Annotated in this window: 17 protein-coding genes and 1 pseudogene; 6 read left to right on the forward strand and 12 right to left on the reverse strand. The window is 43.4% G+C overall.

Annotated elements, in window-relative coordinates; translation table 11 throughout:
• Positions 1-15: 15 nt before the first annotated feature.
• The gene (locus B9G53_RS28970) at positions 16-2,001 is read right to left on the reverse strand and encodes a type IIL restriction-modification enzyme MmeI (protein ID WP_369682997.1); all 1,986 of its coding nucleotides are present in this window, start codon (positions 1,999-2,001) and stop codon (positions 16-18) included.
• A 93-nt stretch (positions 2,002-2,094) separates the two neighbouring features.
• A pseudogene (locus tag B9G53_RS28975) lies at positions 2,095-3,558 on the reverse strand (type IIL restriction-modification enzyme MmeI); the annotation flags it as partial.
• A 168-nt stretch (positions 3,559-3,726) separates the two neighbouring features.
• On the opposite strand from B9G53_RS28975, the gene B9G53_RS08065 reads away from it, so the two are divergent.
• Positions 3,727-4,425, forward strand: a complete 699-nt coding sequence (locus tag B9G53_RS08065; RefSeq protein WP_094531000.1) for a Uma2 family endonuclease — start codon at positions 3,727-3,729, stop codon at positions 4,423-4,425.
• A gap of 160 nt (positions 4,426-4,585) precedes the next feature.
• Here the strand turns inward: B9G53_RS08065 and B9G53_RS08070 are convergent, their stop codons facing one another.
• Positions 4,586-5,161: a gamma-glutamylcyclotransferase gene (locus tag B9G53_RS08070; protein ID WP_094531001.1), complete on the reverse strand. Its 576-nt coding sequence runs from the start codon at positions 5,159-5,161 to the stop codon at positions 4,586-4,588.
• A 165-nt stretch (positions 5,162-5,326) separates the two neighbouring features.
• Here B9G53_RS08070 and B9G53_RS08075 point away from each other — a divergent pair, with 165 nt between their 5' ends.
• Together B9G53_RS08075 and B9G53_RS08080 are read left to right on the forward strand one after the other, a co-directional pair.
• Positions 5,327-6,550 carry a chromate transporter gene (locus tag B9G53_RS08075; RefSeq protein WP_094531003.1) on the forward strand — a complete coding sequence of 408 codons (1,224 nt, stop codon included), beginning with the start codon at positions 5,327-5,329 and terminating at the stop codon, positions 6,548-6,550.
• A 223-nt stretch (positions 6,551-6,773) separates the two neighbouring features.
• Positions 6,774-8,936 carry a Tex family protein gene (locus tag B9G53_RS08080; protein WP_094531004.1) on the forward strand — a complete coding sequence of 721 codons (2,163 nt, stop codon included), beginning with the start codon at positions 6,774-6,776 and terminating at the stop codon, positions 8,934-8,936.
• A gap of 83 nt (positions 8,937-9,019) precedes the next feature.
• On the opposite strand, the gene B9G53_RS08085 is transcribed toward B9G53_RS08080, so the two are convergent.
• From B9G53_RS08085 to mnmG, 3 genes are read right to left on the reverse strand one after another with little or no spacing between them, the layout of a single operon-like run.
• The gene (locus B9G53_RS08085; RefSeq protein ID WP_094531005.1) at positions 9,020-10,105 is read right to left on the reverse strand and encodes an RNA-binding domain-containing protein; all 1,086 of its coding nucleotides are present in this window, start codon (positions 10,103-10,105) and stop codon (positions 9,020-9,022) included.
• A 38-nt stretch (positions 10,106-10,143) separates the two neighbouring features.
• A complete protein-coding gene (locus tag B9G53_RS08090; RefSeq protein WP_094531007.1) occupies positions 10,144-12,873 on the reverse strand; it encodes a tetratricopeptide repeat protein in 2,730 nt (909 codons plus the stop codon).
• 51 nt (positions 12,874-12,924) lie between these two features.
• Positions 12,925-14,859 (reverse strand): tRNA uridine-5-carboxymethylaminomethyl(34) synthesis enzyme MnmG, encoded by a 1,935-nt coding sequence (mnmG, locus tag B9G53_RS08095; protein WP_094531008.1) that lies wholly within the window; start codon positions 14,857-14,859, stop codon positions 12,925-12,927.
• 194 nt (positions 14,860-15,053) lie between these two features.
• Between mnmG and B9G53_RS08100 the strand changes: the two genes are divergently transcribed.
• The 3 genes from B9G53_RS08100 to B9G53_RS08110 are packed head-to-tail and all read left to right on the forward strand — an operon-like array spanning position 15,054 to position 17,571.
• Positions 15,054-15,509: a hypothetical protein gene (locus B9G53_RS08100; protein WP_094531010.1), complete on the forward strand. Its 456-nt coding sequence runs from the start codon at positions 15,054-15,056 to the stop codon at positions 15,507-15,509.
• A 39-nt stretch (positions 15,510-15,548) separates the two neighbouring features.
• Positions 15,549-16,007 carry a hypothetical protein gene (locus tag B9G53_RS08105; RefSeq protein ID WP_094531011.1) on the forward strand — a complete coding sequence of 153 codons (459 nt, stop codon included), beginning with the start codon at positions 15,549-15,551 and terminating at the stop codon, positions 16,005-16,007.
• Positions 16,008-16,041: 34 nt separating this feature from the next.
• The gene (locus tag B9G53_RS08110) at positions 16,042-17,571 is read left to right on the forward strand and encodes an ABC transporter ATP-binding protein/permease (RefSeq protein WP_094531013.1); all 1,530 of its coding nucleotides are present in this window, start codon (positions 16,042-16,044) and stop codon (positions 17,569-17,571) included.
• Between the two features lie 16 nt (positions 17,572-17,587).
• Here the strand turns inward: B9G53_RS08110 and B9G53_RS08115 are convergent, their stop codons facing one another.
• From B9G53_RS08115 to B9G53_RS08140, 6 genes are all read right to left on the reverse strand, one after another.
• The gene (locus tag B9G53_RS08115; protein WP_094531014.1) at positions 17,588-18,220 is read right to left on the reverse strand and encodes a trans-aconitate 2-methyltransferase; all 633 of its coding nucleotides are present in this window, start codon (positions 18,218-18,220) and stop codon (positions 17,588-17,590) included.
• Positions 18,221-18,236: 16 nt separating this feature from the next.
• Positions 18,237-19,328, reverse strand: a complete 1,092-nt coding sequence (locus tag B9G53_RS08120) for a RuBisCO accumulation factor 1 (protein ID WP_094531016.1) — start codon at positions 19,326-19,328, stop codon at positions 18,237-18,239.
• A 122-nt stretch (positions 19,329-19,450) separates the two neighbouring features.
• The gene (gene carA, locus B9G53_RS08125) at positions 19,451-20,623 is read right to left on the reverse strand and encodes a glutamine-hydrolyzing carbamoyl-phosphate synthase small subunit (protein WP_094531017.1); all 1,173 of its coding nucleotides are present in this window, start codon (positions 20,621-20,623) and stop codon (positions 19,451-19,453) included.
• A 128-nt stretch (positions 20,624-20,751) separates the two neighbouring features.
• Positions 20,752-21,273 carry a glyoxalase-like domain protein gene (locus B9G53_RS08130; protein WP_094531019.1) on the reverse strand — a complete coding sequence of 174 codons (522 nt, stop codon included), beginning with the start codon at positions 21,271-21,273 and terminating at the stop codon, positions 20,752-20,754.
• Between the two features lie 107 nt (positions 21,274-21,380).
• Positions 21,381-22,145, reverse strand: a complete 765-nt coding sequence (gene larB / locus B9G53_RS08135) for a nickel pincer cofactor biosynthesis protein LarB (RefSeq protein WP_094531020.1) — start codon at positions 22,143-22,145, stop codon at positions 21,381-21,383.
• Between the two features lie 93 nt (positions 22,146-22,238).
• On the reverse strand, positions 22,239-23,168 hold the full coding sequence (locus B9G53_RS08140; protein WP_094531021.1) for an FTR1 family protein: 930 nt from the start codon (positions 23,166-23,168) through the stop codon (positions 22,239-22,241).
• Positions 23,169-23,330: the final 162 nt, after the last annotated feature.

Raw genomic sequence — 23,330 nt, forward strand, 5'->3', positions numbered from 1 at the left:
GAAAAATAATTTTCTTCACTCTCTTTTCTTAACCCGTTTTTTCTTCTCAACTTTGATCAGTGGCGCACTTAGAGCTTCATAGAGGCTAAATAAATATTCGATGCGGTTTAGTTCGCTAACAAAGGGCTGGGGACGATAGCAAAGGTCTACGGCTTTGTCTAGGGCTTGATGGGCTTTTACCAAGTCGGGCGGCATGGTGAGGGGATCGTAAAGATCAGCGAGGCTGGATTTGACCTCCCCCTGCCCCTCCTTGAAAGAAGGGGAGTTAGACTCCTTTTCTTCTTGTCCCTCTTCTTCAATCTTCTCTTGTTCCCCTCCTTGAAAGGAGGGGCTAGGGGAGGTTCTTACTTTCTCTCCTTGAAAGGATGGGCTAGGGGAGGTATATTTCTCGCGTACCGCCAAAACCACTCGCGCCGCATCTTCAACTTTTTGCTTTTGTTTGTCGCTGATGTTTTCAGGGAATGGGTAGTTGTTGTAAACGATTGTATTAGAATAGCGAAAATCACTTTTTAATCTTCCATAAACATACCTAACCCAAGTCATGTGCATTTCTGAAGTGAGGACACCAAAGAGATACAAGCTAGAATCAGCAATAAAAGAGCAAAGATTGCTTGGAACTATATTGTTATCAATAAATCCAAAAGGTACATACTTTCTATTCTCAGATGAAACTAATGGAACAATAATTGCAGAATCGGGATTATGCTTATCTCTGAAAGTTGTAGGATAGTCAGCTAAAAAACGAGCTTGCTTATCAGGACTTGCCAATCGTATTTGTCTCACATTTTCTATCCTTTTCATTACCAAAGACATTTTCTTTAATTCCTGCGGATGGGCATCAACTAGCCAAAGACACCATCTACTTTTCCCATTTATAAACTCATCTGAACCAATAAATTGCTTAAAATATTTAGCTGATAAAGGCTCTACTTTAATAAATTGCTCTTTCTCTTGATCGTTAAAAATCAAGTTTCCACCATCTATAGCCTTATTTCCAGCTAACATTGAGGGTACATTACAAATTGGCTTAGTTCTTTTAAGAATTACTAAATCATTCCCCTCAGCCAAATACGGATTAATGTTTCTAACTTTTCTCTCTGTTGGCTCACCCTTGATATCTGCATAATCAAAAACCCTTTTATTTTCAATATCCTGCAACCCAAAGCCAATAATCACACAATGCACAGCCGCATTACCTTTTGCCTCATTACTCCAACTAAAAGTCCGATGAGCAAAATGGATTTTAATCTTATATCTGTTGTAAAGCTCTTGCCAGAGAATCCCGACTTGTTCACCTTGCGAAATAGAACTTGTACTAACAAAAGCGCATTTGACCTCCCCTAACCCCTCCTTGAAAGGAGGGGAACAAGAGTTTAGATATTGAGCGGCTTTCAAGTACCAAGCACAAACATAGTCCAATACACCAGCCCCATTCACCCCAGCAAAAATTATCTCCATATCCGACTTCAGCTTAGCGCTTTGCAAATGCTTACCGACAAAAGGCGGATTCCCTAAAATATAGTCAAAGACCACCCCCTGCCCCTCCTTGGAAGGAGGGGAGAAAGACTCCATCTTCTCTTGTTCCCCTCCTTCCAAGGATGGGCTAGGGGAGGTTCTTACCCGCTCTCCTTTCAAGGAGTCACTAGAAGAGCTTCTTAAATTCTCCCTAATATCCTCCAACACCCCCTCTAAATTCTCAAAAATCAAATTATTGGCATAACGCAACACTGTAATTCCCACACTCCATAAAAACTCATCCCTAACCGCATCATATTCCCTACCCTCCTGCGTAAAATGCTGACCACCATCCAACTCGATCGCTAAATTAGCACTCGGACAAAAGAAATCCAAAATGTAATTACCAATTGAATGCTGTCTCCTAAACTTAAACCCATCCAACTGCTTACCCTGCAAAGCTTTCCACAAAGTCACCTCCGCAGGAGTCGCATTATTCCTCAACTCTCGCCGAAAATCTTTCTTACTAGCTAGATTACTAATCACCTTATAAGGAACTTGCTCTATTAATTCTTGTCCCCATCCTAACTCTTGTCCCCCTCCTTGAAAGGAGGGGCTAGGGGAGGTTCTTAATCTTTCGCCTAAGGAAAAGCTAGAAGAGGTTTTAGATACTCTCGGAACCACCCCTAACCCCTCCTTAGAAGGAGGGGAACAAGATCGCCAATCAATCCGCAACGAATTACCATGCACAATCTTCGCCGCCTTCTTCAAAGGCAACCGCACAAAATACTGCCCAAACTCATTACTCACCTTCACATTCATCTGATGATCGATCAACCACATCGCCACCTCAGCCACCCGCACCGCAAACTCATCGTATTCAATCCCCGCAAACTGATCTACATCTACCTGAATAATTGAGCTAACATCCGTCACCAACTGCCCACCCTTATTCAACTCCAACAAAATCAAAATCTCTAAATCCCGCAACTCTCGATAAGTGATAATCAAAAAATTACCGCAACCACAGGCAGGATCGAGAAAATGGAGATTCGCAATTTTCTGATGTAACTCGTTTAACCTGTTGCGATTGCCCTTTACTTTCTCAAATTCAGTATAAAGATCATCCAAAAAAAGCGGCTTAATCAACTTTTGAATATTTTTCTCAGAAGTATAGTGCGCTCCTAAATTCCGCCGTTCCGTCTGATTCATCACCACTTGAAACATCGAACCAAAAATCGCAGGCGAAATCTTACCCCAATCAAACGCACAAGCCTCTAGCAACATCTCGCGCATATCACGATCAAACGCCGCAGGTTGCACAGTCTCCTCAAATAACTTCCCATTCACATAGGGAAACTGTGCCAAATTCTCATCTAAATTCTTTAAACGGCGCTCATTTGGCGTATTCAAAACATGGAAAATCGAAGCAATGTGCATCGCCAAATCACTACCATCTTCCTTCGTATGCAGATCGATATATTCCCAAAAAATCCCCTTGTTAAAAATCCCCGTATCATCGGCAAACATACAAAACAACAGCCTGACTAGATACACCTCTAAGTCATGCCCCGTATAGCCAATCTCCTTGAGGCGATCATGTAGTTTCCCCATCAACTCCGCCGCCGCGATATTGACAGGATCTTCATCCTTATAAACCCGTTTCTCATATCCCGCCATAAAGCCGAATAGATGTACATGGTTGACAAAATCCTTTAGCTCAAACTCATGATTAACATCCGTATCTAAATCATAGAGCCTGAATTTCTGGAAATCCGACACCAAAATATACTTGGGTAACTCATGCTCCTTTAAATTTGGGAAATAATCTTTAGCCTGTTGTGTCGCCTTGTCTAAGTCCTTGCCCCTAGACTTATGCTCTACCAAAATCGTCCCCTTCCACAGCAAATCAATAAAACCTTGTTTGTTATCCGCCTTTTTAATAGGCAACTCAAAACTTCCCACCCGCCGCCGTGAAATGCCAAACACATTAAAAAATTCGTTCCAGAAAGATTGAGATTCTGACTTCTCTGAAGTCTCATTTTCCCATTCCTTAGAAAAGGCGATCGCCCGTTGCTTAATCTCATTCCAACTTAAAGGCATATGGACAAATGTTAAGGCTTAATTTTAGGTAATATTTATACTAGCATTTGTTTTCTAAAACTACCTATAATTAACTTGAGGAGAGGAAACAATAGGAAAAAGGCGATCGCCTACGTTCTTTAATCTAAGAGTAAAAAAACAAGAATTTGAAAAACATAGGAAACTACGATGATTGCCACACCACTCAGTAAACCTACTAACTTAACTTCCACTGCGATCGCTGAGCAAGTTAGACCACTTGCCGAAAATCGCGTGATCTTGAATAACATTAGCTGGGATACATTTGAACGATTACTTGCTGATATTGGCGATCGCCGTAAAACCTTATTTCATTACATCAACGGTACTTTAGAAATTATGTCACCGCTCTCGCTCCATGAAGGTAGTAATCGGTTTATTGATGATTTAATTCGAGCATTTTCTGATGAATTAGAAATTGATTTGCGAAAGCTTGGCTCTTTACTGATGAAGATTCCCGATCTAAAGCTAGGAGCAGAGCCAGATTCTTGTTACTACATCCAAAATGAGCCAATAATTCGTGGTAAAGAAGTAATTATTGTAGGACAAGATCCAGCACCCGACTTGGTTCTAGAAGTGGATATTACCAATCCAAGCGATCGCCGTTTACCAATTTATGCTTTGCTAGCTGTGCCTGAAGTCTGGCGCTATGATGGCTATAGTTTAGAATTTCTTGCCTTAGACAATGGAGCATATCAGCCAATAGAAAAGAGTTTATCTTTTCCTGATTTGCCAGCCGCGATAATTGTGGAATATGTGCAGAAGCGTCTAACTTTAGGAGAAAGTGGAACCTTAAGGGAATTTCGTAAATGGGTAAGAGAAAATGTTGTGCGGGATGAGGTGATTTAGGTAATTTCACATGAGACAAACCCAGTTATACCAAAGCACAAAATGGCGTAGCCATTTTGTGCTTTGGTATAACTGGGTTTGGTTTTTAAATCCCAAAAGTGTTGCCATACTTTCGGGAATAGGTATTAACTATTGGTGGGCGCGAAGCGCCCACCAATAGTTAACTGTATTGGCGTTTGTGATATGACTGCAATTGGTAAATATGATAAAACAATTGCCAAAAATATTTTTCGGTTAATCCACAGGTAGAAGCACCTCGCAAAACAACATTGGAATACCAATCATTGGGAGCAAGTTCACGAGATAGCTTATTGACTACGCTATAGGTTCTGACATTGGTGTAAACAGTTTGACCAACAGTAACTGTAATCAGTTCATGCTGATAGCCACCCCTCGATACATCCTCACGTAGATCGAGCTGATCGCTTAAACGCATCGGTAAGCAATATAAAACTCCTTCAACATGTGAATTCGGATCTTTGACAATATCTAAGCAGCCGCAATCACGATGGGGCGAACGATAATAAAAACCAAGCTTATATCCACTCAAACGCGCCACACCTACAACATAATGATGGGCTGTCTCCCCAAGCGATCGCTTCAAATCCACAGGACACATACAGGAACCGTAAGCAAAATAATAAAACATCGGTTCTGATTGACCACATAACCCCAGATCAGAACTTTCTGAAGTCTGTAACTGTTGTATTTGCTGTGATTTGAGCGGATCTACCATATCTGTAAGTTAGGCAAAAGCTTTTTAGTATTCTGGGATACCTGCCAAAAGTATAAGGCTTTGTGTATGCTCATCAGAGTTAACAATAAGATGAATTTTTTGAGCTAAAAAGACTCTATTGCTAATTGATCTAATCAAGTATGTCGCACCTAATTTTAAAAAAATATGCCTGAATATACAAAAGAAGATCTAGAACCAGAATCTTTGTTAAATGATCAAGATCAAGAAACTCAGTTATCGGCAAAGCCACAATTATGGGAATTAGCAGTAGTTTTTGCGAAGCTTGGCGCGATCGCCTTTGGGGGGCCAGCCGCCCATATCGCGCAGATAGAATTAGAAGTAGTGCAACGTCATCGCTGGCTGAGTCGCGAGAAATTATTAGATTTACTGGGGATTACGAATCTGATTCCAGGTCCTAATTCGACGGAGTTAGTAATTCATGTTGGACTAGAACAAGGAGGATGGCTAGGGGCGATCGTCGCAGGCGCGAGTTTTATTATTCCTGCGATGTTATTGGTATGGGGATTGGCGATCGTTTATGTCGAGTATCAAACTATTCCCACGGTTGGATGGTTGCTATATGGAGTTAAGCCCGTAATTATTGCGATTATTGCTCAAGCATTATGGAAATTAGGGCGATCGGCGCTAAAAAATGCCACAACTTGGAGTGCAGGGATTTTCGTATTAGTTCTATATTTCCTAAACGTTAACGAAATTGTCCTCATGCTCGGTGCAGGTGTCGCCGTAACCCTAGTTCGTAACCTTAGCTTCCTCAAGAATCCTAAATCTCTCTCTAGCATTCTTTTTCCTTTTTCCTTTTTCCCTTTACCTTTAAGCGCCGTTACTACCGAAACCACTCTTAAACCTTGGACTGCTGTATTCTTCAGCTTTGTGAAAATTGGTTCAGTTCTCTATGGTAGTGGCTATGTGCTACTAGCATTTGTCCAGCAGGAATTTGTTGATCGCAATTGGTTGACATCCCAACAATTGCTAGATGCAGTGGCGATTGGGCAGTTTACCCCTGGACCAGTATTAACCACTGCAACATTTATCGGTTACATCTTGGCAGGAAATTTAGGGGCGATCGCTGCCACGATTGGCATTTTTTTACCAGCTTTTATCTTAGTTCCTGTCATTAATCCCTTTGTCTCCAAATTACGAAAGTCTCCTTGGACAGCAGGTTTTCTGGATGGAGTTAATGCTGCTTCCATTGGATTGATGGCGGCTGTAGCTTGGGAATTAGGGCGTGGAACTCTGATTGATATCTGGACAGTTCTTGTAGCGATCGCTAGTCTGGCAATTTTGCTTAAATTCCCTAAAGTTAATTCGGCTTGGTTAATTATCGTTGGCGGTGCGATCGGTTGGCTGCTTAAATTTAAGACAGTATAAATTTGAAGATCGCAACAAGGTAGCGCTTTGCGCTCAAGTCCCAACCAAGATAAATTTTGAAAGCGTTGCAAAGCAACGCTTTCAAAATTTATCTTGTGGCTCGTTTGTTCGGTAATTGCTGTAACATCACAGTAAAATAAAGAACCGAATTTCTGTGGCGTGGCTTCGTGCACCACAGAAATTCGGTTCTTGAAAAAGAATCCCTATGGAGTTGCTTCGATAAATGCAAAACCCTGAACAACTGATCATCCAACTCATAGCCCAAGAACTTTCTCTTCGCACTGAACAAATTACAAATGCCCTAGAACTATTTGCCGAAGGCGCAACTATTCCCTTTGTCGCCCGCTATCGCAAAGAGCGCACAGGAGAAATGAACGAGATCCAATTAAGGGATCTCCAAGATCGTTATGCCTATTTAACAGAACTACGCGATCGCAAAGCCGTCATTCTCCTAGCGATCGCTGATCAAGGCAAACTAACTGAGTCACTCAAAGCCAAAATTGAGGCAAGTATTCAAAAAACAGAACTCGAAGATCTCTATCTTCCCTATCGACCTAAACGGAGGACTAGAGCAGCGATCGCTAGAGAAAAAGGATTAGAACCGCTTGCCGAAGCCATCAAAGCTTTCAACCGTCCGAATATCAATACAGCGTCATTGTCACAGGAAGCCGCTAAGTATTTATCGGAACAAGTAAAAACCGTTGAAGAAGCTCTCAAAGGTGCGTCGGATATTCTCGCGGAAGAAGTTGCGGAAAATGCCGAATATCGCGCCCATATTAGAGAATACTTGATGCAGTCGGGAGTATTTGTCTCGCAGATCAAGGCGACGCATCCCGTTGGCACGACCAAGTTTGAGATGTACCGTGACTATAGTGCAAAAGTAAAGGCGATCGCTCCCCATAATCTTCTGGCTCTGTTGCGTGGAGAAACTGAAGAGATCCTCACCCTTAATCTAGACTTTGACGAAGCCCATATCCTTGATTATTTAGAATCGCAGCAGATTCGGGCGAAAACTCCAGCAGTGCGGCAGTTTTATCAAGAGATGCTCAAGGATGCCTTTAATCGCTTGATTAAAACTTCCGCGATCGCCTCGGTAATCAGCGAAAAGAAAGCTTGGGCTGATGGTGAATCAATTAAAACCTTTGAAGCCAACTTGCGAGATTTACTGCTAGCTGCGCCTGCGGGGATGAAACCAACCCTTGCGATCGACCCCGGGTTTCGGACAGGATGCAAGACAGCCGTAATTAGTGAGACAGGCAAGTTTCTGGAATATCAAACTATCTTTCCGCATCAGGCGGTAGCTCAAAGAGAACAGGCGGCGCGGACTGTGAGAACTTTGATTGAGAAGTATCAAATTCAACTAATTGCGATCGGCAATGGTACGGCGGGACGAGAAACTGATGCTTTTGTGATGGAAGTAATTCAAGGGCTGAAGAATCCGCCAATCAAAGTGATGGTCAACGAATCAGGGGCATCAATTTATTCTGCAAGTGATGTGGCAATTTCTGAGTTTCCCGATCTCGATTTGACGGTACGCGGCGCTGTCAGCATTGGGCGACGCTTGCAAGATCCACTCGCTGAACTCGTCAAAATTGATCCCAAGTCCATCGGTGTAGGACAGTACCAGCATGATGTCGATCAGAAGTTACTGAAGAAGAAGCTAGATGAAACCGTGGAGAGTTGCGTTAACTTTGTTGGTGTAGACCTGAACACCGCTTCTAAAGAACTGCTCACGTTTGTCTCTGGACTCAGCGCCACGGTAGCGAATAACATCATTACCTATCGCAATCAAAATGGTGCTTTTCGCGATCGCCGTCATTTGCTGAAGGTTCCGAAACTAGGCGCAAAAGCCTTTGAACAAGCGGCAGGTTTTTTGCGGATTCGTGGTGGCGCTAATCCCTTAGATAGCACTGCTGTGCATCCTGAAAGTTATAGTGTTGTGGAGGCGATCGCCCGCGATCTGAATGTGCCGCTATCGGAAATCTCGCAAGCGGCGGATAAGCTGAAAACAGTTAGCCTTAAGCAATATGTGACGGATGCGATCGGTGAGCCAACCTTGCGCGATATCTTGCGGGAATTAGAAAAACCAGGGCGTGACCCGCGTGCTGAGTTCAAGTATGCGACTTTCAGTGATGCGATTCAGAAAATCTCTGATATGCAAATTGGGATGGAGATAGAAGGAATTATTACTAATGTGGCTAACTTTGGTGCATTTGTGGATATTGGGGTGCATCAAGATGGATTAATCCATATTTCGCAATTAGCCGATCGCTTTGTCAGCGATCCAAAGCAAATTGTCAAGGTTGGTCAGGTGGTAAAGGTGCGAGTTTTAGAGGTAAATGAATCTTTGAAACGGATTAGTTTATCGATGCGATCGGCGCATTAGTTCTCTCCCAAATCAGGGTAGAGCAGAGCGCTACCTTACTTCTTGTCGTAAGGCGATGTTAAATTTCTAGGTACACTGGCAAATTACGTTAATTTCTTGGTTTGATTAAGGAAATAATCGTGAAATTCTTGGATGTTAAGCGATCGCGTCGAATTGCCAGAACGGATATAGAATTCTATGCCTTTTTCTGATTTTAAAAATGCTGCTTGTGGGGATTTACGGACATATACGCCGCAAACATCTTGCTCATTGATTTTGACAAATCGAAGTTTTAAATATGGTAGAAATTTTTTGCCGATGCTAGTCTCAATAAGCTGTACAAGATGTCTTTCAAATTGATCAAGGTTTCGATTACTTAAACAATCTAAGTCTTTGGACAGTCCAAAAATCTTGCCATCGTCTTCAACTCCAATCAATAAAGTCCCACCATCAGCATTTAAGAAAGCGGCTATGGTTTTTAGAGTATTAAGCTGTAATTTTCTGTTTTCTTTCTTCTCGCGTACATCCCATTGCAATGAACTTTTGAATTCTAGTTTGTCACTTTCGCCTAGTTGGATTAGTTCTGAGATTGGTCGCAAGTCGCCAATTTTCTTAATGGTTGTCGTAAATCTTCTGAGTTTTCTTTCTTCTAAGCGTTGGTATAGTTCGTCTTCTGTATCTGCTGATTCGATGACAACTTGATTGGCGATCGCGATGTATTGTCCCCAATATTTGGCTTCTAGATCTTGCTGATTTTCTTCCAACCATTGCTGATTTGGGAGATTGCCCCAGCGATTGAGATAGGCGATCGCTTCTTGAATTGAATCATTGAGGGTATCAAATGCGTTACCTGTGGGCGGATTTTTGGATATGTAGTCCCAAGCCTTTGATTTCCAAGCGCGATAGCAATCTTCTAATGACTCATTGGCAGTGAAAATAATCACGACTGAGGATAGATTTCGCTGTTGTACCCAATCAAGAATAGTAAAACCTGCATCAACCTCATCGTACATCCGCATATCTGAAATCACGACATCAAAGGGAGATGCTAGTTTTTCTAATGCCTCTGATGTGGTGGTGGCGGTAACGATTTCCTGATAGCCAAAGTCTTCCCGTAACCACGTTAGTAATTCATTCAAGTTATCGGCTCGGTCTTCGATTACTAAGAGATGGACGTTTTGGGTTTGCATGGGTGATTTCTATTTTTGTGTATTTCTACAATGTTTTGCTACAAAGCGTTTGAGGATAGATAAGGCAAATATATCTGAAATCTTACACCTTTACCTGCTTCGCCAACTTCCCGAATTTGTCCACCCATTTTTTTGATGGTTTTACGGGCAATAAATAGTCCTAAGCCGCTACCTTTGTCTTCGGGGGATGTGGTTTTTAATGGTTGAAAGATCCAATCTTTTTTGTCGTTTGGTACGCCTTGACCGTTATCTGTAAATTCTATATATAAAAATTTGCGATCGCCAGGGATTTTGGGACTGCTAATATCTTGTGGGTTAAGCAGATCGCTGGAATACATACGAATCGATAAATTAGAGTTGCCGTGATTGTGTTTGAGGGAGTTTTCCACAAGTTCATTGAGGATGCTTTTGATCTTTTCTTCATCACCATCAAATTCTGAGTCAGGATTACGAATGTCCAGACGAATACGCACACCATCAATGCGAGGTTGACTTGTCCAGTTTGCTGGCTCCCATTTTTCAAATAATTGATGGACTAGAAAATGATTTCTACGAATGGTTTTACCTTCGTTAATAGATTTGAGATCGTTGATCGCTTTTTGAGTAATTTTTAGCTGTAAAATTAATTTTTCAAACTGTTGGTATTGTTGATCTTCAGCCGTAAGTTTACGCATGGCACGGCGAGTTTTGGACTCAATTACGGCGAGTTGATTGTTTACTTCGTCAGAGATGTCATGGGCAGTTTTGGAAACAATTTCTATTAGCTGTTTGTAGTTACTTGGAGCAATCCCAGCGATCGCTGCTTTTTCATTGGCTCTCTGACTGGCGATACCTTGTTGTAACTTTTCAAAGTCATTCACTATTTCTTTAACGAGAGGATGTTCTCCCTGCATTCTCCTGAGCAAGCGATTAGAAATCGATCTCAGCACTGCAATTTCGTTGCCAATTTTGTGATACATGGCACGATAGAGCATTTCGATATCATCAATTTGTTCTTCATCGGCTCCAAATAGCTCGTAAGAAGTTTCTGCATCAGCGTTAAGGGCGATCGCTTTCATGGCTTCAGCATAGCGCGGTGAGTCTTCTTGAATTTTGAGTAATAAATTAATTGCTTCTTGACTATTTGGATTTGTTGCTAAAAGGCTACGGGCGGCATAGAGAATAGTTTTATCTTGTTCATCTGAGTTAGTGATCGCTTCATCAAAGAACTGTTTCCCTAAGTCAGCTTGCCCTAATCGATAATACAAGCGCCCAAGATTTAATCGAATAATATTAGCGTGATAAGGCTTTTGTGATGACAAATCAATTGACAAAAGTTGTGTAAGTGCTTTTTTAAGATCACCTTTTGCTTCTAGCTGTTGGGCATATTGTAATCGAGCATAGGAATTATCTGGGCGAAGTTCGATTAATCGCTGCCATGAAGAGGATTGTTCTAAGGCATTTGCATAAAAAGTTAATGTATGAACATCATTCCCATCTAATTGTAAGGAATGCTCAAATAATTCAAAAGCATGTTGATATTGCCCTTGTTGTACCAAGGCATTTGCATAATAAGTTAATGTGCGAACATGATTTCCATCTAATTTTAGGGAACGCTCAAATAATTCAAAAGCACGTTGATATTGCCCTTGTTGTACCGAGGCATTTGCATAACAAGTTAATGTGCGAACATCATTTCCATCTAATTGTAAGGAATGTTCAAATAATTCAAAAGCACGTTGATATTGCCCTTGTTGTACCAAGGCGTTTGCGTAGCTATTTAATGTAGGAACATGATTTCCATCTAATTGTAAGGAATGCTCAAATAATTCAAAGGCACGTTGATATTGCTCTTGTTGTACCAAGGCATTTGCGTAGCTATTTAATGTAGGAATATTGTTTTTGTGTGATTGTAAGCATTGCTCAAATAATTCAAAAGCACGTTGATATTGCTCTTGTTGTACTAATGCATTTGAATAACTAGTTAATGTATGAACATTATTCCTATCTAATTTTAGGCATTGTTCAAATAGTTCATTGGAACGTTGATATTGCTCTTGTCGTACTAATTCGTTTGCATAACTAGTTAATGTACGAATATCATTTCCATCTAATTTTAAGCATTGTTCAAATAGTTCACTAGCACGTTGATATTGCCCTTGTCGTACCAAGGCATTTGCATAACAAGTTAATGTGCGAACATGATTTCTATCTAATTGCAAGGAGTACTCAAATAATTCAAAAGCACGTTGATATTTTTCTTGTTCTACTAATGCATTCGCGTAGCTATTTAATGTAGGAATATTATTTTTGCTAAATCGTAAGCATTGTTCAAATAGCTCATTGGATTTTTTGTAAGCACCAGACATTGCTGCTGCTCTACCATATGCTGACATAAGTATTATGTTATTTGGCTCAAGTTTTAAGCCATAGTCAAAAAGTTCAAATACTCTTGCAAAGTTTTTCTGATTATTTAAGGATTTAATGTAACTAAAAATATTTTTAATGCTGTCTGGTTCTAATTTTAAGCACTTTTCAAATAGTTCACCTGCTATGCTATGTTTTCCAGCATCTCTCATTGCCTTAGCATAATCAGCAATAATTTCAGCATTATTCGGATAGATCGCTAGAGCTTCTTCAAATAATGCGATCGCCTCTTCCAACTTCCCAACCTTAGCTAAATCTCTAGCTTTTTTGCTCAGTTCCCTTGCCTTCGCTAAATCACTAGAAGTTATTACTTCGCTAGAAGCATTTCTCTTATTTGCACCTTGCGAAGTAGAACTAGTCATATCAAAACCCTGCCTATCCTTAACTCATATTCTAAAATTTCAAAAAACTACTTATCTTGTCTTTGCTGCAATCCGATGCTGAATCTCTAAATACACTAGCAATGCATTCACATCCGCAGGATTCACCCCACCGATGCGGCTAGCCTGTCCAATCGTCATCGGACGAATCTTGCTCAACTTCTCTCTTGATTCCTTAGAAAGAGTCTCGATCGCATTGTAATCAATATCAGTTGGTAACTTGCGATCGCTATGTTTCGCAACCTCCTCAATTTGATGCTCTTGGCGTTGAATATAGCCCACATACTTCACTTCAATTTCCGCAGCCAGACGTTCAAAGCGATTCAAGTTAGGATCAGCCAAACCGTAGTGAATCAATTCCGCGTAGTTAAACTTAGGACGACGCAATAAATCCGAAAGCGTAATTGCACCACGAATTATTTCCCCTGTTTCGGCAGTGATTCTTTGTCCAAGTTCATCCTTCTCCTTAACGCGAGTTCCATTCAGACGTGCCACTTCGGCATAAACTCGCTCTTGCTTGTCACAAAACATTTGCCAACGACGATCATCGACTAAGCCAATCTCGCGTCCAATCGGAGTAAGTCGGCGATCGGCATTATCTGATCGCAAAATCAAGCGATATTCAGAACGGCTCGTCAGCATTCGGTAGGGTTCACGCAATTCCTTAGTGCAAAGATCATCGATTAACGTACCGATATAGCTACTAGCGCGAGGTAATACCACCATCTCTTTACCATTCGCAAATAGAGCCGCATTCATCCCCGCAATCAATCCCTGTGCGGCGGCTTCTTCGTAACCAGTAGTTCCATTAATTTGACCCGCACAAAATAGCCCTTCAATCAACTTCGTCATCAAAGTGGGATAGCATTGAGTCGCAGGAATATAGTCATATTCGACGGCATAGGCAGCGCGGAGCATATGACAATTTTCGAGACCGGGGAGAGTTCTCAACATTTGCAATTGAATATTCTCAGGCATTCCCGTTGAGAATCCTTGAATATAAAGCTCAGGAATTGTTCGTCCTTCTGGCTCAATGAAAATCTGATGACTCTCTTTATCGGCAAAACGGACTATTTTATCTTCGATGCTCGGACAATAGCGCGGACCCTTCGCATCGATAAAACCACCATAAACGGGTGTAAGGTGTAGATTTTCGCGAATGATCCGATGGGTTTCGGCAGTAGTACGAGTTAAATAGCAATTCATTTGCTCGCGTTCCACCCATGCACTCGGATCGAAGCTGAACCAGTTATGCTCAGTATCCGAAAGTTGCACTTCCATTTTGCTATAGTCCACGCTGCGGCGATCGACTCGCGCTGGTGTGCCTGTTTTGAGGCGATCAGTGACAAATCCCAAGGCATTGAGAGTTTCCGTAAGTCCTGAGACCGCAAATTCTCCAGCCCGACCTGCGGACATGGAGCGATTACCCACCCAGATCTTGCCATTGAGAAATGTACCTGTGGTCAAGATTACTGCTTTGCAAGCATAACCTACGCCAAATTGAGTTTCGACACCAATAATTCCTTGGTTGGCATCTAGCAAAGTATTAATAACTGTACCTTCACGCACAGAGAGATTTGGCTCATTCTCAACTACCTGCTTCATTTCCGCAGCATATTCGCGTTTGTCGGTTTGCGCTCGCAATGCCCAGACGGCGGGTCCCCGTGAACTGTTAAGAATTCTTTTTTGTAAATAGGTGCGATCGGTGATTTTGGCAATTTCGCCGCCGAGGGCATCGACTTCATGGACAAGTTGTGATTTGGCGGGGCCACCAACGGCAGGATTACAGGGTTGCCATGCAATGCGATCGAGGTTGAGGGTGAGGAGTAAGGTTTTACAGCCCATGCGTGCCGAGGCGAGGGCGGCTTCACAGCCTGCATGTCCTGCGCCAACGACGACGACTTCAAATTCATCAAGGAATTGTACTTGATTGGCTGAATTGATTAAACTACTCTTTATCTCGCTCATTGCCTGATTAGACCTGACCAACAAAACCGTATTCTAGCTCAAAATCAAGATAGATTCATCTTAAAGACACAATCAAAACCCAAAAGAGAGATGTGGTGCTTCGTGCCACGTCTCTCTTTTGGGTTTAAGGAACTGGCGATCGCAACTCACAAGAATTGATATGATTTAGGACAACTCAACCATTGCCCCAAGCCATGCAACCTGTTGTAAAAGCTCCACAATCTTTACCTAGACAACTGATCGCTACAAAAGCCATTGTCTGGATTCTATTCTTGCTATGGACGATTTTACTGAGTGGAATTACTTGGGAAATTCAGCATTCCTGTACACCGATCATCGCTTGGAACGACACATTGCCTGCCAAGTGCCAACCTAAAAAAGATCACGCTACCGCTCAGCGATCGCCCATTCCCAATTGGTTGACCCATAACGATCGCACCAGTTCTAAACCGCAAGATCCTCACGTTCCTGCTAGCCGCGATCGCCCAACTAGCGACATCATCAACCCCAATACCATCAGCGTTGCATCTGGTACAGCCGTAGCGATCGTCTCTGCGGTAGCAGGAGCACCCGCGATCATCACGGTTTGCCTTGGTGTAGCAGTGTGGTTTTTCGTTAAATTTTTCATCAAAGCGTCCAGTGTCTCGTAAAGTGTAGAAGTTATCACTTCGACCTCACGAGGTATATCTATGCAGTCTTCCTCCAAATCGAATAGCAGCATTGCTGGAGCCAGTAAAGCAGCTAGTAAAGCCGTCCAACCAACTCAACCCACCCAAGTTACTGCCCCATCACCCGAACTACAGGCAAAAGATGTTGCTGCGTCTGGTGATACCCAAGGCACTTCCCTCCTATCAGAACTGTCAGCGCGTTGGGCGGCTCTATCTGGCAATCGCCTTCTCGTAGCTGGGTTAATCGGCGTACTGGTGCTGACCATGTTTTTGTTTGCGAACAAAGGAAGTAACAACTGCATCTTGAGTTTTAGTAGCTGCAATCCGATCGCGCCAGTTGCGACTGTACCTGTGGTATTAGCTCTAGGAGCTAGCGCCGCCACTGTACTCGTGCTAACTACAGCATTTGGAACCTCCGTGATGGTGGCAGTTGGGGCAGGATTTGTGGTTGGTTGGATCGTCAGCCAATTCATGCATTGATTTTGTAGTCCTTGACAACTTAGGCACAGAAATCATGCACTTTATCGAACTGCAAAATGTTTCTAAACGCTTTGGACAGAAATCCATTCTCCAAGAGATCAGTTTGACTGTTCGCCAAGGAGAATTTATCGTCCTGCGTGGCACAAATGGCGCGGGTAAAACCACCTTGCTCAACGTCATTCTCGGCTTGTTACAGTCAGATACAGGGACAGCGATGCTATTAGGGCGATCGCCACTCCTGCCATCGGCAAAGACCCGCGTAGGCGTGGTATTACAGAAGGTGAGTCCACCCAAGAATCTGACGGTTAAAGAATTGATTGACCTCGTGCGTAGTTACTACCCCGATGCGCTTTCTACCGAAGAAATTCTCAATACGGTGAACTTAACGGGGAAACACAACGACTGGGCAGCAAATCTATCGGGTGGACAAGAACAGCGCCTGTTATTCGCCTTAGCCTTGGCTGGAAAGCCCGATCTACTGGTATTAGACGAACCGACGCGCAATCTTGACCCAGAGGGTTATGCCGACTTTTGGAAGCAATTGCGTCTCTGCGTATCCCAAGGCAAAACCGTTTTGATGGTGACAAATAATCAGGCTGACTGGAAGGAGTTAGTCAGCCTCACAACGCGAATAATTACTTTGGATAATGGGCGCATTCATGAAGCTCGACAAAGTGCGATCGCCAAACCACTAAACCCTCCCGTCACTGAAAGAAAACAAGTAGGAATGTCGAAAGGTGGTGTCCCGTTGTTCTATTCCTCGCCAACGATAAGCTCGGAGACCGCGATCCTTGCGGCTGACAATCCACCAACAAAGAATTCCCCAACTTTGCCCTATGGGAATGACAGTCTATTGCGAGGCTTTTTGCCACAACTATGGGCAGAATCATTACAATTATGGCGAACTCCCACCTATGTGATCGGCACCTTACTCTTTTCCAGTGCGATCGCGTTGTTTCCACCAGATGATCGTTTGGGTATGTTAGGAGCGATTTTCTTTGCAGGACTGAGTTTGCTGACGATCGCCTTTGAGCGCACGGGCAAGCGAGTTGCCGTAGAACGGGTTGAAGGTTGGCTGAAGCTATTGCGCGTTACGCCTTTGCATCCCTTTGCCTACCTATCCGCGAAAGTGATGATGTCGTTGGTGATCTCGGCGGTTAGTCTCCTGCTGATCTTGGGGCTAGGGGCATGGAAACTGGGCATAGATCAGTCCTTGGCACAGCGATCGCTAGAATTTACAAGTTTGCTGCTAGGTAGTATTCCATTTACGATTTTTGGCTTGGCTTTAGGCTATCTAGTCAATCCTAAAAGTGTGGATTCCATTGCTGGTTTAGCCATTCCGATCGCACTGTTTACTTGTGGTTTACCTTTACCTGTTCCGCAGCTTGTTCAAGATGCGATCGCCTATTCGCCTTTCTATCACTATGGACAATTGGTGCTATGGTCAGCAGGACAGACCTACGATGGCTATCTCTGGCTGCATGTGGTTTGGTTGCTGTGGACAGGCTGTGCTTTTGGCTTGCTTGCCAGTTGGGCATACCAACGCGATCGGGCTGTAGAGTAAGGCATCGAGTGGAGATTTATGTGCTACCGTCGTTCATCCTATTAATAAAATGAAAATATTCAAACTTTTGCTCTTGATTGGATGGAGTGATATGAATTTCATTGATTGATTCTATCAACTCAAAATCTGCTCCTAGTTCTTTACTCAATTTGTTGGAGTCATATTGCACAATTTCAAGTCCACTACATTTTTTCGCACCGCCGATCGCAAAGGCAGCAATAATAAAATGACCACCTGACCTCAAACTCTGTTTTAAAGTATTTACGTAACGTTCTCGATCTGATTGCTCTGTTAGAAAATGAAAAACAGCCCGATCATGCCAAAGTGAAAATTGATGTGGTGGCTGGAATTGAGTAATATCAGCTTCAAACCACTCAATGCTTTTTGCGGAATTACCCAGTCTCTTTTTAGCGCTATCCAAGGCATTTTCAGAAATATCTAAAACTGACAAATTCGTAAAGCCTTCTTTTTGGAGGTAATCCACTAGTACTGAAGCACCACCACCAACATCAATAATCCCTTCATCTCTAGCAATCTGAGTACGCCGAATCAGATCCAATGATAATTTTGGATCTTCCTGATACCAACTCACAGCTAAAGGAGCTTTTTCTTGATAAACATTTTGCCAGTGGTTTTTTCTGTCCAGCATGATGGTTAATTTCTCGCTATTCCTCAAATTGCCAGCGATCTTGAGAGGCTGCTTCGTCAAAGAAACGTTTGGGACGTAGAGTTAAGGTGATTTTGCCTAAGAGTTCCACTTCTGGCGGTAGCTCAAACCATGCAAACTTGAGATTTCCATCTTCACCCGCGATCGCAAAATAGCTATTCTCATCCCATTCGCATTGAGCGCGATCAACTAATACTAAGATATCCTCAGCGCGATCGCGGACAGAGCTGAGAACTTCTTGATTAATCGCCGCCTGTAAAGTGTCAGTATTACAGCAAACCACTACTCCATCTTCTGCTTCATGGACGACAAACCAACCTGGCAGAGTTGCCCAAGTGGATGCAACAGAGGATTGGACAATTCCAAAGGGAGCTAATTCTTCTGTTTTTGGAGATGACTTAAACACATCAATTGATAGCGGTAATGTACCCACCACAGGCAAGATGCGAGGAATACTATCTTCTGCATCGTAACGGAAGTTGGGTAAATTAGGAGCTTTTTTCTTGGCGGGTGCTGACATCTCCATAAGCAGACGCTCGATCGCTGCACGCGCTTTCTCACTATGGGCGAATCGCAATCCCCGCGCAATCAGTCTAGTACGTTCCTGCGGATCAATTTTGCCTTGTGCAGCTTTTAAGATTTGCAACACCACAGCATCCCCAGGATGGCGAGTAAATCCTTCAGGCAAGTTGGCAACATTAGAAGCTTCCTTAATTGCTTTAACAACATCCTTGGCTTCTAAAACATCAAGATTTTTTTCGAGAGCGAAGGTTGCCATGGCAACACGCTCTGATTGATTGAGTACGCGCAACTCATTGAGAATGTCACTGCCCTTCTGTTCAAAATGAGCGAGGACAATATCCGCAGCATTACCTGCTTGCAGACTTGCATAGACCTGTGACGCAACCACAATCTGGTTTTGTTGAATCGGTTCAAAGCCAGTATTCTCAAAAATTGCCAGAGAATTCTCACCCATTTTTTGGAGCATTTGACAAGCAATTCCCCACTGCACCCAAGTTCCTTCCTTATGGCGTAAGAGTTTCAAAAGTCCTTCAGAGTCTGTGGGAAGTGTGGCTACGGGAGTGGGCATGATTGTTTTGATAGTTCTTTGGTCTACGTTTCGGAGTGTAGATCCCCCTCAATCCCTCTTAAATAAGGGGGAAGAAGAAAATTCTCCTACCTTTTTAAAGTGGGCTGGGGGGATCAGGATGGCTAAGCAGCTACTTGCTTAGAGTTATTTTTATGTTCGCGCATGGAGTTCACAAAACGCTCGAACAGATAATCAGCATCGTGAGGACCAGGGCTAGCTTCAGGGTGATATTGCACTGAGAAGATAGGCAAGGTTTTATGCTCTAGCCCTGCGACGGTGCGATCGTTGAGATTGATATGGGTCAACATCGCGGGAGATGTATTAAAGGAGTCCCCTGTGAGAGCAAACCCATGATTTTGGCTGGTGATTTCCACACGGCGATCGGCGTTTTCAGCTTGGTTTTGAGCGGGTTGATTGAGTCCACGATGTCCAAACTTGAGCTTGAAAGTGTCTCCACCCATTGATAAGCCTAAAATCTGATGTCCTAGACAAATACCAAACATTGGTTTATTAGCTTCTAGCAAAGCCTTCGCAGTTTCAATTCCTTGGGTAACGGCGGCTGGATCTCCAGGTCCGTTTGATAAGAAGATACCATCAGGATTGTAAGAGAGAATCTTTTCGGCGGGGGTATCGGCAGGAACGACGATCACGCGGCAACCGTAGCTGGCGAGACGACGCAAGATGTTTCGCTTTACGCCGAAGTCGATCGCTACAACGGTCAGCGCTTCACCCGTTAACTGTGATGGTTCGATAAATTCCCATTCAGAGATGGTTTTTTCAGTCCACTCATAAATGCGATCTGTGGAAGCTGCTTGAGCGAGGTTTTGACCCTGCATTGATGGCGCGGCTTTCACCTTAGCCAGTAACAATTCAGGATCGAGAATTTCGGTGGAGATGCCACCATTCATTGCGCCAAGCGATCGCAACTTGCGTGTTAAAGCGCGAGTATCAATCCCTGCAATGCCGACGACATTATGAGCCTTGAGGTAGTCAGGTAAAGACTGACGCGATCGCCAATTACTTGGTACAGCCGTTATGTTACGTGCAATTACGCCGCGCACTTGTGGGCGATCGGATTCATCATCTTCGGGAGTTACGCCTGTATTGCCAAGTTCGGGGCAGGTAAAAGTTACAATTTGTCCTCGGTAGCTGGGATCGGTCATTACCTCTTGGTAGCCAGTCATACCTGTATTAAATACCACTTCACCGATCGCGGTTCCAGATGCGCCAAAGGCATAGCCACGGTAACAAGTACCATCCGCCAAGACTAAAATTGCTGCTTGCTTTGTTGCCATATCTTCAAATACTCGTTCGTTGCTGTCCACTATTCAGTTACTTATTTTGGACACTAGCGATCATTCTAAACGTTATCTAGGTCACAAGATCAAAAAAGAGGGCTTGCAATGCAAGCCCTCTTTTGTATTTAGCTAATAACTTCAGCGATTTCAATTACTTGACCATCGGGGTCTTTGACCAAAAAGTTAAGTGGTTTCTCGCTGCGAACCTTATGTTTGATCCCTTTAATTTGAATTTGCAATAAAATCTGCTCTACACAATCACGGTTGAAGCAAATATGCCGCCCTCGATTTGCATCAGTAGCATTTGCGCCTGGGACGATATGCAGTTGGACGTTTTTCTTGAGCAGATACCATGCGCCTTCCATATCGGCTGAATATTGCTGCGATCGCGATCGTCTAGCTTCGGCAGGAATATAAATGGGGTCGGCAGGTGCGCCCATGCCATATTCATAGCCGTAGTAATAATGTAGCGGCACGTCGGCGATCGGCAATTTCAACTCGCCTTCGTAAAAATATCGCGCTTGATCGAGGTTGGAAACCATGATCGTATGTACTTTTGGTGCGCTGGTGAGAAACATCCACATGGCAACAGCATATGCACCGAGGAGCATAACCATGATGCCTTGAGTAGAAAAAATTGACTCCATCGTAAAGCAACTACATATTAAGAGACTTAAGCTTTTAGTTTAACGCAACTGTCATAGGTTTAAGTAATTGCGTAACAGTTTAAGAATAAATCCTGTGTTGTTCTGGTTTAAAAATCTTGCCGATCGCTTGCTAAGCGTAAAATTTTCCCTGCCAACATCGCCGCTCCGAAACCATTATCAATATTGACCACACCCACACCCGTCGCACAGGAATTAAGCATCGTCAGCAAAGGCGCAAGCCCATTAAAACTAGCCCCATAACCAATACTCGTTGGCACAGCCACAATTGGACAATCCGCCAAACCTGCAACCACACTTGCCAACGCCCCCTCCATGCCAGCGACCACAATAATCACATCCGCATCAGCGATCGCATCACGATGACTGAGTAAGCGGTGGATTCCCGCAACACCCACATCCCAGAGTCGCTTCACCCTAAATCCGCATAGCTCACCAGTCACAGCAGCTTCCTCTGCGACTGGTAGATCGGCAGTTCCTGCGGTGATGATCGTGATCGTGCCTTGCTTTTTCATGGTTGATTCACCGAGGCAGCAAATTTGGGCGATCGGGAAATATCTCAATCCGCGCAAAGATGACCAAATTTGTTCATAAACGGAAGATGAGATTTTGGTTGCCATCACCAAGGGATTTTTGGACTCCATCACCTGCATAATCTGGATAATTTGCTCAGGTGTTTTACCCAAGCCAAAAACCACTTCAGGAAAACCAGTTCGTAAAGTGCGATGATGATCGATTTTGGCAAAATCTCCCACTGACTCATAGTGGAGATATTTCAATTCTTCTAAAGCTCGCTCTGGACTAAGTTCTCCTTTCGCTACTGTTTCCAGAATTTGCTTTAAGTTGTCATGCATAGAGATTCAATGTACTGATTTAGGGCAACCACTTCCAATATAGCAATGTAATACCAAAGCCCAAATAAATAAAGGCGGCGCGAAGCACCGCCTTTATTTATTTGGGCTGAGCGACTTATCAGCAAGGCTTTGGAAATAGAGAAACCCCGCAGAGGCAAGGAACGTAAAGTAAGCGATCGCTTGTCCAAGAAATAGGCGATCGCGAAAGCCAAACAAAGCTTTGAGCAATATCCCTGGGAATTCCTTGTCTGGAAGAATCTCATGCACATCCCAAACTAAACCACCTAATAAACAAGAAGATATCGAGGTTGTTGTTTCTGTTGCCTCAGTGGGAAAACAGAGCGAAGTCTGGGAGAGTTCGGCAAATGCTGCCACAGCTTTATCCAGATGTCCGATCGCACTGATCACTAGTCCCGCTACGATTAGCAATAAAAAGACTCCCATCGCTTGAAAGAAGACTTTGAGATTAATGCGAATCCCAAATTGAAACAGAGCTATTCCGATCGCTACTGCTCCCACTAAACCTGCGATCGCACCGATGATTGGCACAAGTCCACCTTGCAGCTTTGCGGAGATAAAGATCACCACCTCAAACCCTTCTCGTAATACCGCAATTAAAATCAGCGTAAAAACCGCCCAACCAGCAGTCTTTTCATCAGCGATCGCCTTGCCGATTTGACCCTCAATTTCCCCCTTCAGTGATTTGGCATTCTCGGTCATCCATACCAACATCCAACTCAACATGGCGATCGCGGTAAGTCCCAAAACTCCTTGCCATAACTGTCCATAAAAAGCGGCTTGGTTTGGTTCTGTACTTTCGACTTGCTTGAGAAACCAGTTCAGTAATATCCCCACTACAAAGCTCGCCAATACGCCTGTCCCAATGCCACCAAATACCCAAGGATTCAGCGCACTGCGATCGGCTTTTTTGAGATATGCCATCACAATCCCCACCACCAGAGCCGCTTCCACCCCCTCTCGTAAAGTAATTGCAAAAACTGGTAATGCAGCGCTGAAATCCATACAAGTTTCCTTTAGTTTGTTAGTGACTCTCTCTGATCATTTTAGGACTTACGCAGAGCAGTTGATCTTCAGCCCTATTCGCAAGGTAAAGTTACGCCCTTGCGTAGTGAACTTTACGAGTTTGGATAGTTTACTTTGCACAAGTACTTTACATTCGCTAGC

The sequence above is a fragment of the Pseudanabaena sp. SR411 genome, assembly GCF_002251945.1.
GTDB lineage: Bacteria > Cyanobacteriota > Cyanobacteriia > Pseudanabaenales > Pseudanabaenaceae > Pseudanabaena.

Bases quoted from the DNA above. Each gene is read 5' to 3' on its own strand.
- B9G53_RS08075 (WP_094531003.1), top strand. From the start codon at position 5,327: ATGCCTGAATATACAAAAGAAGATCTAGAACCAGAATCTTTGTTAAAT.
- B9G53_RS08105 (WP_094531011.1), top strand. From the start codon at position 15,549: ATGCAGTCTTCCTCCAAATCGAATAGCAGCATTGCTGGAGCCAGTAAA.
- B9G53_RS08120 (WP_094531016.1), bottom strand. From the start codon at position 19,328: ATGCCCACTCCCGTAGCCACACTTCCCACAGACTCTGAAGGACTTTTG.
- B9G53_RS08065 (WP_094531000.1), top strand. From the start codon at position 3,727: ATGATTGCCACACCACTCAGTAAACCTACTAACTTAACTTCCACTGCG.
- B9G53_RS08115 (WP_094531014.1), bottom strand. From the start codon at position 18,220: ATGCTGGACAGAAAAAACCACTGGCAAAATGTTTATCAAGAAAAAGCT.
- B9G53_RS08080 (WP_094531004.1), top strand. From the start codon at position 6,774: ATGCAAAACCCTGAACAACTGATCATCCAACTCATAGCCCAAGAACTT.
- B9G53_RS08110 (WP_094531013.1), top strand. From the start codon at position 16,042: ATGCACTTTATCGAACTGCAAAATGTTTCTAAACGCTTTGGACAGAAA.
- larB (WP_094531020.1), bottom strand. From the start codon at position 22,145: ATGCATGACAACTTAAAGCAAATTCTGGAAACAGTAGCGAAAGGAGAA.
- carA (WP_094531017.1), bottom strand. From the start codon at position 20,623: ATGGCAACAAAGCAAGCAGCAATTTTAGTCTTGGCGGATGGTACTTGT.
- B9G53_RS08090 (WP_094531007.1), bottom strand. From the start codon at position 12,873: ATGACTAGTTCTACTTCGCAAGGTGCAAATAAGAGAAATGCTTCTAGC.
- B9G53_RS08085 (WP_094531005.1), bottom strand. From the start codon at position 10,105: ATGCAAACCCAAAACGTCCATCTCTTAGTAATCGAAGACCGAGCCGAT.
- mnmG (WP_094531008.1), bottom strand. From the start codon at position 14,859: ATGAGCGAGATAAAGAGTAGTTTAATCAATTCAGCCAATCAAGTACAA.
- B9G53_RS08100 (WP_094531010.1), top strand. From the start codon at position 15,054: ATGCAACCTGTTGTAAAAGCTCCACAATCTTTACCTAGACAACTGATC.
- B9G53_RS08130 (WP_094531019.1), bottom strand. From the start codon at position 21,273: ATGGAGTCAATTTTTTCTACTCAAGGCATCATGGTTATGCTCCTCGGT.
- B9G53_RS08140 (WP_094531021.1), bottom strand. From the start codon at position 23,168: ATGGATTTCAGCGCTGCATTACCAGTTTTTGCAATTACTTTACGAGAG.
- B9G53_RS08070 (WP_094531001.1), bottom strand. From the start codon at position 5,161: ATGGTAGATCCGCTCAAATCACAGCAAATACAACAGTTACAGACTTCA.